Source organism: Mycobacterium sp. IDUB_9, from assembly GCF_055419505.1.
The window spans coordinates 887,483-903,126 of the sequence record NZ_JBVAXU010000001.1; the positions used below are offsets into that span (position 1 = coordinate 887,483).

The 15,644-nt window shown below is 67.4% G+C and carries 16 protein-coding genes; 8 read left to right on the forward strand and 8 right to left on the reverse strand.

Going from position 1 to position 15,644, the window contains the following annotated elements:
- Positions 1–5: 5 nt before the first annotated feature.
- From ACZY08_RS04325 to ACZY08_RS04335, 3 genes are read right to left on the reverse strand one after another with little or no spacing between them, the layout of a single operon-like run.
- A complete protein-coding gene (locus ACZY08_RS04325; protein ID WP_463743344.1) occupies positions 6–701 on the reverse strand; it encodes a haloacid dehalogenase type II in 696 nt (231 codons plus the stop codon).
- Positions 701–1,666, reverse strand: a complete 966-nt coding sequence (locus ACZY08_RS04330; RefSeq protein WP_463743345.1) for an NADPH:quinone oxidoreductase family protein — start codon at positions 1,664–1,666, stop codon at positions 701–703. The genes ACZY08_RS04325 and ACZY08_RS04330 overlap by 1 nt, the downstream gene beginning before the upstream one ends.
- A gap of 5 nt (positions 1,667–1,671) precedes the next feature.
- Positions 1,672–2,535, reverse strand: a complete 864-nt coding sequence (locus ACZY08_RS04335; protein ID WP_044514433.1) for an SDR family oxidoreductase — start codon at positions 2,533–2,535, stop codon at positions 1,672–1,674.
- 227 nt (positions 2,536–2,762) lie between these two features.
- Between ACZY08_RS04335 and ACZY08_RS04340 the strand changes: the two genes are divergently transcribed.
- Both ACZY08_RS04340 and ACZY08_RS04345 read left to right on the forward strand, forming a co-directional pair.
- Positions 2,763–2,930 (forward strand): hypothetical protein, encoded by a 168-nt coding sequence (locus tag ACZY08_RS04340; RefSeq protein ID WP_463743346.1) that lies wholly within the window; start codon positions 2,763–2,765, stop codon positions 2,928–2,930.
- Positions 2,931–3,043: 113 nt separating this feature from the next.
- Positions 3,044–3,241: a hypothetical protein gene (locus ACZY08_RS04345; RefSeq protein ID WP_454787536.1), complete on the forward strand. Its 198-nt coding sequence runs from the start codon at positions 3,044–3,046 to the stop codon at positions 3,239–3,241.
- Between the two features lie 67 nt (positions 3,242–3,308).
- Here ACZY08_RS04345 and ACZY08_RS04350 read toward each other — a convergent pair whose 3' ends face one another.
- From ACZY08_RS04350 to ACZY08_RS04360, 3 genes are all read right to left on the reverse strand, one after another.
- Positions 3,309–4,241 (reverse strand): class I SAM-dependent methyltransferase, encoded by a 933-nt coding sequence (locus tag ACZY08_RS04350; RefSeq protein ID WP_463743347.1) that lies wholly within the window; start codon positions 4,239–4,241, stop codon positions 3,309–3,311.
- Positions 4,238–5,200: an SAM-dependent methyltransferase gene (locus ACZY08_RS04355; RefSeq protein ID WP_463743348.1), complete on the reverse strand. Its 963-nt coding sequence runs from the start codon at positions 5,198–5,200 to the stop codon at positions 4,238–4,240. The genes ACZY08_RS04350 and ACZY08_RS04355 overlap by 4 nt, the downstream gene beginning before the upstream one ends.
- A gap of 71 nt (positions 5,201–5,271) precedes the next feature.
- A complete protein-coding gene (locus tag ACZY08_RS04360; protein WP_463743349.1) occupies positions 5,272–5,907 on the reverse strand; it encodes a TetR/AcrR family transcriptional regulator in 636 nt (211 codons plus the stop codon).
- A gap of 123 nt (positions 5,908–6,030) precedes the next feature.
- On the opposite strand from ACZY08_RS04360, the gene ACZY08_RS04365 reads away from it, so the two are divergent.
- Together ACZY08_RS04365 and ACZY08_RS04370 are read left to right on the forward strand one after the other, a co-directional pair.
- Positions 6,031–6,606 (forward strand): TetR/AcrR family transcriptional regulator, encoded by a 576-nt coding sequence (locus ACZY08_RS04365; RefSeq protein WP_463743350.1) that lies wholly within the window; start codon positions 6,031–6,033, stop codon positions 6,604–6,606.
- Between the two features lie 11 nt (positions 6,607–6,617).
- Positions 6,618–8,774, forward strand: coding sequence for an FUSC family protein (locus ACZY08_RS04370; protein ID WP_463743351.1), 2,157 nt, complete (start codon positions 6,618–6,620; stop codon positions 8,772–8,774).
- A gap of 4 nt (positions 8,775–8,778) precedes the next feature.
- On the opposite strand, the gene ACZY08_RS04375 is transcribed toward ACZY08_RS04370, so the two are convergent.
- Together ACZY08_RS04375 and ptsP are read right to left on the reverse strand one after the other, a co-directional pair.
- Complete coding sequence (locus ACZY08_RS04375) at positions 8,779–9,753, reverse strand: pirin family protein (RefSeq protein ID WP_463743352.1); 975 nt, start codon at positions 9,751–9,753, stop codon at positions 8,779–8,781.
- Positions 9,754–9,823: 70 nt separating this feature from the next.
- Positions 9,824–11,506, reverse strand: a complete 1,683-nt coding sequence (gene ptsP, locus ACZY08_RS04380; protein WP_463743353.1) for a phosphoenolpyruvate--protein phosphotransferase — start codon at positions 11,504–11,506, stop codon at positions 9,824–9,826.
- Positions 11,507–11,608: 102 nt separating this feature from the next.
- Between ptsP and ACZY08_RS04385 the strand changes: the two genes are divergently transcribed.
- The 4 genes from ACZY08_RS04385 to ACZY08_RS04400 are packed head-to-tail and all read left to right on the forward strand — an operon-like array spanning position 11,609 to position 15,642.
- The gene (locus ACZY08_RS04385) at positions 11,609–12,376 is read left to right on the forward strand and encodes a DeoR/GlpR family DNA-binding transcription regulator (RefSeq protein ID WP_463743354.1); all 768 of its coding nucleotides are present in this window, start codon (positions 11,609–11,611) and stop codon (positions 12,374–12,376) included.
- Positions 12,373–13,341 (forward strand): 1-phosphofructokinase family hexose kinase, encoded by a 969-nt coding sequence (locus ACZY08_RS04390; RefSeq protein ID WP_463743355.1) that lies wholly within the window; start codon positions 12,373–12,375, stop codon positions 13,339–13,341. The genes ACZY08_RS04385 and ACZY08_RS04390 overlap by 4 nt, the downstream gene beginning before the upstream one ends.
- Positions 13,338–15,362 (forward strand): PTS fructose transporter subunit IIABC, encoded by a 2,025-nt coding sequence (locus ACZY08_RS04395; RefSeq protein WP_463743356.1) that lies wholly within the window; start codon positions 13,338–13,340, stop codon positions 15,360–15,362. The genes ACZY08_RS04390 and ACZY08_RS04395 overlap by 4 nt, the downstream gene beginning before the upstream one ends.
- A gap of 22 nt (positions 15,363–15,384) precedes the next feature.
- Positions 15,385–15,642: an HPr family phosphocarrier protein gene (locus ACZY08_RS04400; RefSeq protein WP_064878625.1), complete on the forward strand. Its 258-nt coding sequence runs from the start codon at positions 15,385–15,387 to the stop codon at positions 15,640–15,642.
- The last annotated feature ends 2 nt before the right edge of the window (positions 15,643–15,644 follow it).

Below are 15,644 nucleotides of genomic sequence, written 5' to 3' on the forward strand. Positions count from 1 at the left end.
CTACGCTACGCACCAAGTTGGTCGGCAAGGTCACCAAAATCCGTCGCGACGATGTCGAAGTCGTCGGGTCCCACGGCATGCGGAGGATGATCCGGTCCGTACTCCAGCGGCCGCGCCACGTACGCCGTCCCCAACCCGGCCTCCCGGGCCGCCCGCAGGTCGGAGGGGTGGGCCGCGACGAGGGTCAGCTCAGCGGGTGCGATGTCGAGCAACTCGGCGCAACCCTGGTAGGCCTCGGGGTCGGGCTTGTAATGCCGGAACAGTTCAGCGGAGATCACGCAATCCCATGGCAGCCCGGCATGTTTTGCCATGTTGGTGAGCAGTGAGACGTTGCCGTTGGACAACGTCGTGATGAGGTAGCGCTGCTTGAGCCGGGCCAGCCCCGCCACCGAGTCCGGCCACGAATCCAGCCGGTGCCAGGCCCGGTTGAGATGGTCGATCTCACCGTCGGTGGCCCGGATGTCCGCGGCGTCGAGCAGGTCGACCAGGATCGCGCGATGCAGATCGTCGATCCTGGTCCACGGCAGCTCACCGCGGCGCACCCGTGCCATCGCCGGGACGTAGCCGGCTCGCCAATTGTCGGCGAAGGCCGGCCAATCACGTTGCAGCCCGAGCTTTTCACCGAATGCTTCCAGCTCAACGATGACGCTGGACCGCCAATCCACGACGGTGCCGAACACATCGAAGGCCAGGGCTTTCACTAAGGCTCCAGAACGAGTTTCCCGCGCACCGCACCACTGGCCAGTGCATCGAGTGCGGCCGCACCATCGGACAACGGGAACCGCACCGGTGGAGGCGGACGCAAACCGGCGGCCACCAACTTGGTCAGCTCGGCCCCTACCTGCGCTTGAGCCTCCGGCCGGCGCCGCACGAACTCGCCCCAGCCGACGCCGACCACGCTCACGTTGCGCAGCAGCAGCCGGTTGACCTTGACGGTCGGGATGCCACTGCCCGCGGCGAATCCGATGACCAGCAGGCGACCTTCGGGGGCCAGCACCCGGATGGCGTCGTCGAAGGCCTCGCCGCCGATGGGGTCCACGACCAGATCGACGCCTTCACCGCCGGTGGCCTCCATGACGGCCTCGCGCCAGCCTTCGGCAAGCGGCAGCACCACATCGGCGCCGAGGGACGAGACGAACTCCTCGGCCCCGGACCGGTGCACCATCGCAATCACCTTGGCGCCCATGGCTTTCACCAATTGGATCGATGCCGCGCCGATGCCTCCCGCCGAGCCGAGGACCAGGACGGTCTCCCCCGGCATCAGCCCGCCGCGACGGGCCAACGCGAACTGCATCGTGTAGTAGTTGCCCAGCAGCGATGCCGCCTGGCCGTCATCGAGTCCGTCGGCGGTGGGGATCACGTTGGCCGGCAGGGCCGCCACCTGCTCGGCGTACCCGCCCAGCATCGTCATCGCCGACACCCGCTGGCCCGGAGTGAATCCTGAGCCCTCGGGCGCGGAGCGCACCGTTCCGGCCACCTCCATGCCGGGCGTGAACGGCGGTTCCAGCCGCAGCTGGTACTCACCGCGCAACAACAGCAGATCGGGGAAACAGACGCCGGCGGCGCCGACGTCGATGATCACCGCGTCCGAAGAGACGGGATCCGGCACGTCGACGTACGCCAGCCCGGCCGTACCGGTAAGAGCCTGCGCTACAAGCGCTTTCACTCTTTCTAACCCAGCTTGAAGCTGGCCTGCTGAGCGGCGGACAGATCGGTGATCTCGCCCCACTTGGCGGCGATGTCATCGACCGACGGCACCTCGGTGAAGGTGATGCCATCGTTCTGGAACAGCGCGGTGCGCTGCACCTTGCCGCCACCGACGATGAACACCGAATCGGTGTCGGGCAGTTCCTCGGTCATCAGGTAAGCCACCACCGGGGCGACGTACTCGGGGGTGAGCTTCTCGAAGACCTCGGGCGGCAGGATGTCCTGCGTCATGCGGGTGGCGGCGATCGGGGCGACCGCGTTGGTCTTGATGTTGTACTTGGCGCCTTCCTGGGCCAGCGTGTTGATCAGGCCGACGAGGCCGAGCTTGGCGGCGCCGTAGTTGGCCTGACCGAAGTTGCCGAACAGGCCGCTGGTGGAAGTGGCGACGACGACGCGGCCGAAGCTCTGCTCGCGGAAGTGCGGCCATGCGGCGCGGATGACGTTGTAGCCGCCGTAGAGGTGAACCTTCAGCACGGCGTCCCACTGCTCGAACGTCATCTTGTGGAAGGTGCCGTCACGCAGGATGCCCGCGTTGCTCACCACGCCGTCGACCTTGCCGAACTCGTCGATCGCCGTCTTGATGATGTTCTCGGCGCCCGCCTGCTCGGCGACGCTGTCGTAGTTGGCGACGGCACGGCCACCGGCGGCCTTGATCTCGGCCACCACCTCATCGGCCATGTTGTGGCCGGCGCCGGAACCGTCGCGGGCGCCGCCGAGGTCGTTGACGACGACGCTGGCGCCCTCACGGGCCAGCGTCAGGGCGTACTCACGGCCCAGACCTCCACCGGCACCGGTGACGACGACGACGCGATCCTGCACTCCTGGCATGGGGATTCCTCCTCGATAACGGGCCGCAAAACGGCTCAGCTCCCCTCCCTGTATACGGCGGGCGGATAACTACGGGCCAACCGGGTCGGCTACCGCTCATTCGGGCCCGGCTGACGTGTTTCTGCCAGCGAGCGGTCAATTGCCGCCAACGACGGCGATCCGGAAATCAACCGCTCGCGCCTTTAGTTGAACCAATCAAGAAAAGAGTTCGAGAAGAGGTAGTGAGAATGAAGAAGTTCGGATTCACCGCAATCGTCGCCAGCGGTCTGGCCGCCGCAGTTCTGGGCCTGGCCGGCCCGGCTTCCGCCGATGTGTCCCACCACGATTGGCTGAATCAGATCGGTCCGCACGTGACCGTGCCGCACGTCGACACCACTGTGCACCAGAGCCACTGAGGCTTCGCGGGTCCGGTGACCACCGTCACCCGGCCCGCGCGGTTTAACAGGAATAAACGCGCAGGTCAGCCGGTTGATTTATGCGGAAGTGTTCCCAAAAAGGATAGAAGTAAATGAAAAAGTTCGGAATTCCCGCAGTGCTCGTGAGCGGACTGGCCACGGCCCTTCTGGGGCTGGCCGCACCCGCCTCCGCCGGGGTCGACCACCACCTCTGGGTGCATCAGATGCATCAGAGGGCGACCGCTCCCCAGGTCGACACCACCGTCAAGCACACGAACGTGACTCGCACCAAGGCCACGTCGAACCGCTGATCGGCAATGAAAACGAAAGGGGCGCCCCACAATCGGGGCGCCCCTTTCGTTGTGTCAGAGGTCGGACTCAGATCTTCTCGGCCGTGACGAACGTGGAGAACGCCCGGGTGTCGTCGTGTTCGATCTCGACGTAGCGGCCCAGCCGGCGCATCTCGTCGAGTGAGTGCACCCCCTCGGCGCGCCAACCGTGGGCACCCAGCCACTCGACGACATCCGCACGCTCGGGATCCTCGTAGATCAGGTCCTGGATGTTGAGCGCCTGCTCCATGTTGAACTGCGCGGCGAAGCGTTCGAAACGTTCACGCATCTCCTCGCGGCGCTCGCCCGCCGAGATGCCGGCGGTCTCAGCGGCGATCCGGCTGCCCGGCGCGGACAACTCGGTGACGAGCTCGAACAGTCGATCCTGCGCATCGGCAGGCAGGTACATCAGCAGGCCCTCGGCCAGCCAAGCGGTCGGCTGCGCATCGTCAAATCCCGCTTCCCGCAATGCCTCAGGCCAATCCTGACGCAGGTCGATCGCCACCTCGCGACGCTGCGCGGACGGCTGCGCACCGTGGGCGGCCAGCGTTTCGGCCTTGTACTCCAGCACCTTGGGCTGATCGATCTCGAACACCGTCGTGCCGTCCGGCCACTCGAGCCGGTAAGCCCGGGAATCCAGGCCCGAGGCCAGGATGACGATCTGGCGGATGCCGGCTTCGGCGGCGTCGGCGAAGTACTGGTCGAAAAAGTGTGTGCGCACCGCCTGGTAGCTGCCCATGTGCTCGAAGATCTTGGCGGCCTCGTCGTCCACTTCGGCGATCTTGGCGGCGACATCCTGATCCAGCAGCGTCTCCCAGAAACCGGTTCCGGCACCGGCGACCAGAACGGCCGCGTACGGGTCACGGATCAACGGGTTCTCTCGCCCGGTCTCCCCGGCCCGGGCGGCGGCGACCATCACGGCCGTCGACCCCACGCTGGTGGCGATGTCCCAGGTGTCGTCGTGGCTGCGCAGTGAGCTCATCGGGATTCTCCGTCCAATCGGGCGCGCAACAGCACGCTGTCCAAGCCGAGTTCAGCCAGTTCGTCGACGTCGGCCGCGCGACCCAACCGGGCCATCTCGTCGGCGCCGGCCACCGCCTCGACCTCCCAGCCGTGTGCGGCGAGCCATTCGGCAGCGTCGGCCCGCTCGTCACCGGTGTACATCAGCGCATCCACATCGATGTCCAACCCCAGCGAGCTACGCATGTGCTCGCCGCGGGCCCGTCGCGCAGCGCGCTTCTCTGCGGTGTAGCGCGCCGGATCCATGACGAACCCCTCGACCGCGACGCGACTGCCGGGTGCGCTGAGTGCGCCGACAAGCTCGAACAGCCGATCCTGGGCCTCGGCAGGCAGATACGGCAGGAGCCCCTCGGCCAGCCACGCAGTGGGCTGCTCAGTGTCGAAGCCCGCCTCGATCAGGGCGGCCGGCCAGTCGTCGCGGAGGTCGATCGGCACCGGGACATGCTCGGCGCGGGCGACGGCCTCGTGCGCCCGCAACGTCTCGGTCTTGTAGTGCAGCACCTTGGGCTGGTCGATCTCGTACACCGTGGTGCCGGCCGGCCAGTCCAGCCGGAACGCGCGCGAGTCCAGGCCCGCGGCCAGGATCACAACCTGGCGAATGCCGTCGTGGGTGACCTCGGTGAAGTAATCGTCGAAGTAGTGGGTGCGCACGGCCTGGTAGTTGCGGGCCATCTCGTGGATGCGATGAGCCTCCGGGTCGTCCCCGATCCAGTGCGGTTCGCTACCGGCCAATTGCGCCCACGCCGGACCGGCGGCTGCCACGAGCAGGAAGGCGAACTCGTCGCGAATCAGCGGCTCGGCTTGCGCCGTCTCGGCGGCACGGGAGGCGGCAACCCCCAGCGCGGTCGCCCCGACGCTCTCGGTGATGTCCCAACTGTCGCCTTCGGCCCGACCCGGCCGTACCTCGCTCAGATCAGTCATTTGACAATCAATGCTACCGAAGAACTTAGCCAGTCTATGCGGTATGTGGGGCACCTCACGGCGCCGGCGCGTCAATCGCGCAGTTGCCAGAGCTTGTTCGCCATCAGCAGTTCGAACTTGTCGACGATCACGGCCACCTCGTCACGCTGCCCCACGTAACCGGCGTAAAAGCCCATCCCCCACATCACGGCCACCAGCATCTCCACGATGGCCGGAATGTCGGTGTCGGTGGTGAGCTCACCACCGGTGACGGCCTCATCGACTGCCCACTTGACGAATTCGCGCGAGCTACGCAACGCGTCGTGCTCCTCGGAGACGAGCTCGGGATGGCGCTGCGCTTCCAACACCGAGGTCACCAGGAACGCCGCCGCCGATCGGTCGGTGGACTCGGCATCCATCGCCGCGGCGAAAAACGCCGAAATCCGGTTCAGCAGGCTGGTGGCTTCGCGCGCCTTGGCAATGCCGGTGGCGATCACCTTCGCATTGGTCTGCTCGACCACGTCGCGGTACAGGACACGTTTGCTGCTGAAGTAGTGGTTGATTGCCGGACGGGTGAGATCCGCACGAATCGCGATTGCCTGAAATGTAGCTGCGTCGTAGCCAAGTTCGCTAAAAACTTCGCGGGCAGCACGCACGATGCGCTCACGGGTCTCCGCTGCCTTTGCTGCGGGAGGGCGTCCCGGTCCTCGGCTCGCTGTGTGGGCCACGGTCAAATTGTGCCACACGTCACCTGAGAGCCAGGACGCCGTCATGTTTGAGTGCGTTATATGCGGCTGACCAGCAAAGCCCCGCTGCGCTCAAAAATCGATGACGAACTAGCGTGGTCCTTCATGGCGGGGGTTGTTTCACGGGAGTCGTACTTCGAAATCGGTCTGGACGTCTTGTCCGATCGCGGATACGGCGGCCTCAAACTGGCCGAGGTGTGCAACCGGCTGGGCGTCACAACCGGATCGTTCTATCACTACTTCCCCAGCTGGGCTTCCTACACGAAGGAATTGATCGCGCACTGGCAGGAAGCCCGCACCTTGCGAGTGGTCGAGATGGTTCGTGCCGACGAGGATCCGCACCACCGCATCGAGACCCTGATCGGCGAGACACTGGACCTGCCCTACGGCGCCGAGGCGGCGATCCGGGTGTGGAGCTCGCTGGATCCAGACGTCTACACCGTCCAGGCGGAGGTCGATCAACTGCGCTTCGACATCCTCTTCGAATCCGCACTCGAGCTCATCGGCGACGAGCGCAACGCCCGGTACTTCGCGGCCTGGGGCGTCTATCTGATCGTCGGATTCGAGCAGAGCACCCTGCCGCGCGACTTCGAGGCCCTGCAGTGGATCACCACGCAGATGCGCGACGCGCTGGAATCGGGCCGCTTCACTCCGGCCACCGGATCTGATCAACCGGTCTAACATCGGCGATCATGCTGACCCCGGCGGAGATCTGGCGCCGGGGTGTTGATCGCCTTCGTGACTCGTTACGCGCCAGGGATCCCGAGAACGACGCGCTGCGCCGCGCGGTGCGGGCCGCCATCGTGCTCCCCATCGCCGCCGCGATCGGCTTTGCCGTCGGCGGCGATTCCCAGACCCCGTTGTTCGCGATCTTCGGTGCGGTGTCCTTACTGATCACGGCGGACTTCCCGGGCAACCGGCCCGCCCGCGCCCTGGCCTACGGCGGCCTGGCCCTCAACGGGCTGGTACTGATCGTGCTGGGCACGGTCCTGGCCCCGTACCCGTGGCTGAGTGTGGCGGTGATGTTCGTCGTCGGTCTGGTGGTCACGTTCTCCGGGGTGCTCAGCGAGATCGTCGCCGCCGGACAACGCGCCACCCTGCTGCTGTTCGTGCTGCCGCTGTGCACACCCGTCGGCCCCATTCCCGACCGGCTGCTGGGCTGGCTGATCGCCCTGGTGGTGTGCGTGCCGGCCGCACTGTTCCTGTTCGCGCCGCGCCACCACGACGAGCTGCGCCGCGACGCGGCCCGGGTGTGCCGGCTGCTGGCCGACCGGCTGGAAGGCCGGGCCTCGGACCGCGACGTCACCCGCGCGATGAACGCGCTGTACGCAAGCTTCCTCGGCGCCGACTACCGCCCCGTCGCCCTCAGCGCGGGCAGCCGCGCGCTGGTGCGTGTCGTCGACGATCTGGGCTGGATCTGCGACCAGGTCACCGACGAGACCGGCGAAATGCTCGGGGCCACGCGCGATCCCACGGTGCGGGTACTGCGCGACAGCGCCGCACTACTGACGATTCACGATCGGGCCGAGCGGGCCGCCCGCGAAGCCGATCTGCGCGCGGCCCTGGCCGAGCAGCGCACGGTGGCCCAGGGCAGTTACCGCGAGGACGTCACCCAGATCCTCGGCATGGCCGACGACGCGGCCGCCGCCAAGGTCGGCGGCGTCCTGCTGAACCGGCGCACCATCTCGGCGATCATCGCGGTCACCGGCCGTGTGATCGGCAATGCGGCGCTGGCCGATGCCCGCCCGGTATGGGCGCGGGTGCTGGGCCGGCAGTTGCCGGAAACCGGGGCCGCGGATTGGGTGATGCCCGAGACCGTCGCGGTCGCCGCCATCACGCGCGGCCTGGTGGCGGCGCGCGCCGTGGTGCTGCGCAACAGCCTGCGTACGGGGCTGGGGCTGGCCCTCGCGGTGGCGGTCACCCACGTGTTTCCGGTGCAGCACGGGTTCTGGGTGGTGCTGGGTGTGATGTCGGTGTTGCGCAGCAGCGCGCTGAACACCGGGACGCGCGTGCTTCGGGCGGTGGCCGGCACGACGATCGGCTTCATCCTCGGCGCCGTGCTCATCGAGTTCGTCGGCGTGGATCCGTTGGTGATGTGGATCCTGTTGCCGTTCGTGGCTTTCGGGTCTGCCTATGTGCCCAAGGTCGGATCGTTCATCGCCGGCCAGGCGGCATTCACGATGATGGTGCTGATCAACTTCAACCTGATCGCACCGACCGGTTGGCGGGTGGGACTGGTCCGGGTCGAAGACGTCGTCGTGGGCGCACTCGTGGGGATCGTGGCTTCGGTGCTGCTGTGGCCGCGCGGCGCGACGGCGTCGGTGTCCAAGGCGATCGACCAGGCCCGCGCGGTGGGCGCGCAATTCCTCAATGCTGCCGTCCTGCGGGTGACCCGGGGCGCTTCCGAGGCGGCCACCGACCGCGTGATCGCGCTCGGCCACGACACACTGACCGTCACGCGAACCGTTGACGACGCTGTGCGCCAATATCTTTCGGAGACCGGTGGGCCCACCGACCAACGCGCCCCTGCGGTGCGAGCGGCCAACCGGGTCATCCGGGTGAGGGCCGTCGCCGAACTGATCGCCGATGTTGTGCCACCGCCGCTCGGCGTCTATCCGCAGACCCGTTCGGTGATCGAAGAGCACGCCGCGGCGATCTGCGCCCGGCTCACCGGCGCGGGCACCACGTCGGTACTGGTACCGATCGGGGAGAGCTTTGTGGTGTCCCTGCGTGCCGAAGCCACCGGAACCGATCTGGCGGTCTCGGCGGCCCTGCCGTTGGTAACGGCCGCAGCGCATCTCGGCGAGCTGGAGTTGCTTTACCCTCAGCCCGCCGAGTCGGTGAGTTAGTACGTCAGTTCAGCGGCCGGTGCGGCATCAGCGCATTCGGCGGAATCTGGCCGAACTTGCCCGCCTGGTAGTCCTCCAGCGCCTGGATGAGTTCGGACTTCGAGTTCATCACGAATGGGCCGTAGTGGAAGACCGGTTCCCGAATCGGCCGGCCGCCCAGCAGCAGAACCTCCATCGCGGGCCGGTGCGAATCCTGGGTTCCCTCGGCCGACACCGTGATCCGGTCACCCGGCCCGAGCACAGCCAGCTGCCCTTGATGGATCGGGTGGCCGACCGAGCCGACGCTCCCGCGGCCGCTCAGTACGTACACCAGCGCATTGAAGTCCCGGTTCCATGGCAGGTTGAGCTGCGCACCCGGTTCAATCGTGGCGTGCGCCAGGGTGATCGGGGTGTGCGTGCTGCCCGGCCCCTGCTCGCCGTCGATCTCGCCGGCGATGATGCGTACCAACGCGCCACCGTCTTGAGAGGACAGCAGTTTGGCGTCGGTGCCCTCGATCGCCTGGTAACGGGGCGTCGCGAACTTGTCCTTCTTGGGCAGGTTCACCCACAGCTGGATGCCGTGGAACGTGCCGCCACTCTCGACGAGCTCGGCCGGCGGGGTCTCGATGTGCAGAATGCCGGATCCGGCCGTCATCCACTGGGTGGCGCCGTCGGTGATCAGGCCGCCGCCACCGTGTGAATCCTGGTGGGCGAACCGGCCGTCGATCATGTAGGTGACGGTTTCGAAGCCACGATGCGGGTGCCAATCGGTGCCTCGCGGCTCGCCTGGCTGGTACTCCACCTCACCCATCTGATCCATGTGGACGAATGGGTCGAGGTCGGCGTCGCTCACGCCGGCGAAGGCGCGAACCACTGGGAATCCCTCGCCTTCGTATCCGCGCGGGCCGGTCGTGATCGAGCGGACCGGGCGTTCGGTTTCCGACGCGTGAGCTGCCGCGATGCGGGGCAGGGTCAAGGTGTCTGCGGTGATGGCTGGCATCTCTACCTCCTACTTGTGAAGTCTGATGACAGCTATAACCGGACTGCGGTCCGATTATTCCCCGGGGCCGTCAGTTGAGCGCGGCCGACGCGGCCTCACGGGCCTCTGCGGCTGTCGCGGTGTCGAGGACCGCCTCCGCCGCGGCGCGGCACTGCTGCAGCGTCACCTGCGCGAGCTTCGCACCCACCGCAGCGATGGCAGCCGGTGCCATCGACAACGACGTCACACCCAGGCCCACCAGCACGGCGGCCAACAACGGATCGGCCGCCGCCTCACCACACACTCCGACCGGCTTGCCCGCCGTCGCTCCGGCCCGCGCGGCCATCGCCACCAGCGCCAGCACCGCCGGCTGCCACGGATCGGTGAGCGCGGCCAGATCGGCCGACATCCGGTCGGCGGCCATCGTGTACTGCGCGAGGTCGTTGGTGCCGATCGACAGAAAGTCGACATGCTGCAGAATCTTGTCGGCCAACAGCGCCGCAGCGGGCACCTCGATCATCACGCCCGGCGTGAGCCCATACGAACGCGCTTGATCGGCAAAGCTTTTCGCCTCGGCCGCGGTGGCGATCATGGGCGCCATCACCCACGGCGGGTTGCCGGTTTGCTCGGCGGCCGCGGCGATCGCTTCTAGTTGATGTTTCAGCAGGGCGGGATTGGCGGCGGCGATCCGGATACCGCGCACGCCAAGTGCCGGGTTGGCCTCCTCCGGGTGGCCCGCGAACTTCAACGGCTTGTCGGAGCCCGCGTCGAGGGTGCGGACGACGACTTTCTTTCCGGCGAACGCGTCGAGGACCTCGCCGTAGATCGTGGCCTGTTCGTCGACGGTCGGCTCGGTGTCCCGGTTGAGGAAACACAGCTCGGTGCGGAACAGCCCGACGCCTTCGGCTGGGGTTCCCCGCGCTGTCCTGGCGGCCGCGCCGTCCTGCACGTTGGCCAGGATCGCAACGGTGTGACCGTCTGCCGTCGCGCCCGGACCAGTCCACTCCCGCGCAGCCAGGGCATCGCGTTGAGCGGCGGCGACTGCTTCTGCGGCTTCCGAGGCGTTGGGGTCAGCGGTCACCGTCCCCGCGGTGCCATCGAGAAGAACCATCACCCCAGCGGCGACCGAGTCGAGTCCGCCGACCGCCACGACGCACGGAATTCCGAGCTGGCGGGCAATGATCGCGGTGTGGCTGGTCGGCCCGCCCAGCGTGGTGGCCAGCCCGATCACCAGCTGCGGATCCAGCCCCGCGGTGTCGGCGGGCGCCAGATCCTCGGCGCACAGGATCGACGGGATATTCGGCAGCGGCACACCAGGTTCCGGCAGGCCGGACAGCTCGGCGATGACGCGATCGCGGATATCCCGCAGATCGGTGACGCGTTCGGCCATCAGCCCGCCGAGCTGGGTGAACAGTTCCACGAACTGGTCGACGGCCTCGGTCACGGCGCGGACCGCCGGAGCGCCCGCGGCAATCTTTTTGTCAGCAGCCCCCAGCCAGGCCCGGTCCTGGGCCAGCGTCGCGGTGGCGGCGAGAACTTCCGAGGCCGCACCGGTTGCGTGCGCTGCCCGGTCCCTCAGCCGGGTGGCCACTTCCGTCGCCGCAGCCGCGAAACGCCCCGCCTCGGCCGGACGGTCCGCCTCAGCGATATCGCCGGCAGGTGCGTGAATCTCGGGGAGCCGGCTGACCCGAATCACCGGTGCGTACTGCACACCTGGGACCACGGGAACCCCACGCAACGCGGTGGGTGATGCGACCGAGGATGTAGTGCTCATGTGAGCCAGATTACTAGAAACGATTGACAAGTCAACACAGTCAAGCGTAAAACAACATGTACCAACATTTGATCGGGCTTTAACCCACACAAACGGAGGCTCATGTACGCCGAGGAGCGCCAGCAGGCCATCGCCACGCTGGTCATGAGCAGGGGCCGCGCCTCTGTCGCCGAGCTGGCGCAAACCTACGACGTCACCACCGAGACCGTCCGCCGCGATCTGGCCGTGCTCGATAAAGCGGGCGTCGTGCGCCGCGTACACGGTGGGGCCGTACCGGCCCGGACGCTCCACCTCGTGGAAGCCGGCGTCGGCGAACGCGACACCACCCGAGCCGCGCAGAAAGACGCCATCGCCGCGGCCGCCGTCGACTTCTTCCCCCTCAGCGGTGCCAGCGTGCTACTCGATGCCGGTACCACCACCGCCCGCGTCGCCTCGCAGTTGCCGGCGGACCGAGAACTCACCGTGGTGACCAACTCCGTGCCGATCGCCGGCCTCATCGCCCCCATGCCGACCGCCACCCTGCAATTGCTCGGCGGACGGGTCCGCGGCCTCACCCAGGCCGCCGTCGGCGAACAGGTGCTGCGCGTGCTCGAAACCCTGCGCGTCGACATCGCATTCATCGGCACCAACGCGATCAGCGTGCGGCACGGTCTGTCGACCCCGGACACCGAGGAAGCCGCCGTCAAGCGAGCCATGGTGCGAGCCGCAAATTACGTGGTGGTGGTCGCAGACTCGTCGAAGGTCGGGCAAGAGGACTTCGTCAGCTTCGCCCCCATCGACAGTGTCGACACCCTGATCACTGACAGCGAGGTCTCCGCGACCGACAGGGCAATGCTCACCGACCACGGCGTCGAGGTGGTGATCGCATGATCATCACCGTCACCCCGAACCCCAGCCTGGACCGCACCGTCACCGTGGGATCGCCGTTGACACGCGGCGCGGTGCAGCGCGTCGATTCCGTCACCGTCGAACCGGGCGGCAAGGGCATCAACGTGGCCCGTGCGCTGACCTTGGCCGGTGTCGCCGCCGAGGCGGTGCTGCCTGCCGCGGACTCTGACCCGCTACTCGCGGCGTTGCGTGGTCTGGGTGTGCCGTTTGTGAGTGTGCCGATCACCGAGCCGGTCCGCACCAACGTGGCGATCACCGAATCCGACGGCACCACAACCAAACTCAATGAGCGCGGTGCGCTCGTGGACGCCGACGTTCTGGCGGCACTCACCAGCTGCGTGCGGGCCAAGGCTCAGGACGCGTCCTGGGTGGTGTTGTCCGGGTCCCTGCCACCCGGCATACCGGACGACTGGTACGCGCAAGTTGTGAGGCTGCTGGCACCGATCGGTTGCCGAGTGGCCGTCGACACCTCTGAGGCACCGTTGGCAGCGCTGGCCGCCGCGTTCGAGGTCGCCGCGCCCGACCTGATCAAACCCAACGCCGAGGAGTTGGCGGACTTGGCGGGGGTGTCGGCTTCCTATCTGGAAGACGCTGTCGCCCAAGGTGATATGTCTCTGGTCGTGGCGGCGGCTCGTGGTCTCGTCGCACGCGGTGTCGGTGCAGTGCTGGCGACGCTCGGCGCTGCCGGGGCAGTGCTGGTCGACGGCACCGGTGCCTGGCTGGCCACGCCGCCACCCATCGTTCCGCGCAGCACCGTCGGCGCGGGCGACGCCTCATTGGCCGGTTACCTTCGTGCCGCCGTCTCCGGCGCCGAAGCCCCGCAACGACTTCAGATGGCCGTCGCCTACGGCAGTGCCGCCGCGGCGCTCCCCGGATCAGCCCTACCCGGCCCGGCCCAACTCGACCTCGACGCAGTCCGTACCCACCCCATGAAGGTGTCGCTATGACTCAACCGATCATCACTCCCGATCTCGTCCTGCTCGACGTCGACGCAGGGGGCGACAAGGAAGCCGTCATCACCCGTCTGGTCGGCGCTTTGGGCGCGGCAGGCCGCACCAGCGATACCAAGGGCCTGGTGGGCGCCGCGATGGCCCGCGAAGCGCAGTCCGCCACCGGGCTCCCCGGCGGGATCGCGATTCCACACTGCCGCTCCCCATTCGTCGACACCCCCACGATCGGGTTCGCCCGGCTGTCCCCCAAAGTCGACTTCGGCGCCCCGGACGGCCCAGCCGATCTGGTGTTCTTGATCGCCGCACCGGAATCCGGTGGCGCCGAGCACATGAAGCTGCTGTCCAGTTTGGCCCGGGCGCTGGTCCGCAAGGACTTCGTGGAGTCGCTTCGGGACGCCGGCAGTGTCGATGAGGTGGTGACGCTCGTCGACGGTGTCGTGAACCCGGCGCCTGTTTCTGCTGCTCCTGCTGCTCCTGCTGCGGTTTCTGAGCCCGTCAAGGCGGCGTCGATCGTTGCGGTCACCGCCTGCCCCACCGGCATCGCCCACACCTACATGGCGGCCGATGCACTCAAACAGGCCGCCGAGGAAGCCGGAGTTGAACTGGCCGTCGAGACCCAGGGCTCGTCGGGAAGCACACCGCTGTCCGCGGCGACGATCGGCGCGGCGGACGCGGTCATCTTCGCCACCGACGTCGGGGTCAAGGACAAGCAGCGTTTCGCCGGCAAGCCCGTCATCGCCTCCGGCGTCAAGCGCGCCATCAACGAACCCGGAGTAATGATCTCCGAAGCCGTCAGTGCGGCAAGCAATCCCAAGGCACCTCGAGTGGCCGGGTCTGTTGACGAGGCCGCTCCGGCCGCATCGGGCGACGTGGGCTGGGGAACACGGATCCGGCAGATCCTGCTCACCGGCGTGAGCTACATGATCCCGTTCGTCGCGGCGGGCGGTCTGCTCATCGCGCTGGGCTTCCTGTTCGCCGGCTACGACATCGGCAATCCCGTTGAGGGCGCAGAACCACTGTCCTACGGGATGAACTCACTGGGCCACCACATCGCCGTCACCAACACGCTGGCCGACCTACCGCCCGGTGGCCTGACGCAGTATCTCGGGGCAGTGCTGTTCACGCTCGGCGGGCTGGCATTCATGTTCCTGGTACCAGCCCTGGCCGGCTACATCTCCTTCGCGATCGCCGACCGGCCCGGTATCGCACCGGGTTTCACCGCAGGTGCGGTCGCGGTGTTCGTTGGCGGCGGGTTCATCGGTGGCATCGTCGGCGGTTTGATCGCCGGGTTTGCCGCGCATTGGATCAGCTCCTTCAAAGTGCCGCAGTGGTTCCGGGGACTCATGCCCGTGGTCGTGATCCCGCTCGGCGCGTCACTGATTGTCGGCCTGCTGATGTTCCTGTTGCTCGGCCGACCGCTGGCCGCACTGACCACCGGCCTGACCAACTGGCTCAGCGGTATGACCGGAACCTCGGTCGTCATCCTCGGTGTCATTCTCGGTCTGATGATGTGCTTCGACCTCGGCGGCCCGGTCAACAAGGCGGCCTACGCATTTGCGACCGCGGGCCTCAACGTCGCCGACCCCGCCACACTCCGCATCATGGCCGCAGTGATGGCCGCCGGCATGGTGCCGCCCCTGGCGATGGCACTGGCGTCGACGCTGCGGCCGCGACTGTTCACCGAGCCAGAGCGTGAAAACGGCCGCGCGGCATGGTTATTGGGAGCGTCCTTCATCTCCGAAGGCGCCATACCGTTCGCCGCCGCCGATCCCCTGCGGGTGATCCCGTCGATGATGCTCGGCGGCGCCGTCACCGGCGGCCTGGTCATGGCCTTCGACGTCACGCTCAAGGCTCCGCACGGCGGCATCTTCGTGTTCTTCGCGATCGGTAACCTGCTGTGGTTCTTGGTCGCGCTGGCTCTCGGTACCGTCGTCGCCGCACTGGCCGTAGTTGCGGCCAAACAGTTCGCCAAACCCACCGTCACCACGCCGGAAACACCGGCGCTGGCCACCACCTAAGTCACAACCCTGAGGAGAAACCATGCCCAGCAAGACTGTCACCGTCGGTTCCGCCATCGGCCTCCACGCTCGCCCGGCCGCGATCATCGCCGAAGCTGTTGTCAACGCCGGAGTTCCGGTCACCCTGTCCATGGATGGCGGCGAACCCGTCGACGCCGGCTCGGCCCTGATGATCATGACGCTCGGAGCCGGCAATGGAGCTCAGGTGACCGTGGACTCGGACGACGCTGATGCGTTGGCCACGGTCGCGGGCTTGGTCGAGCAGGATTTGGACGCGTAGGG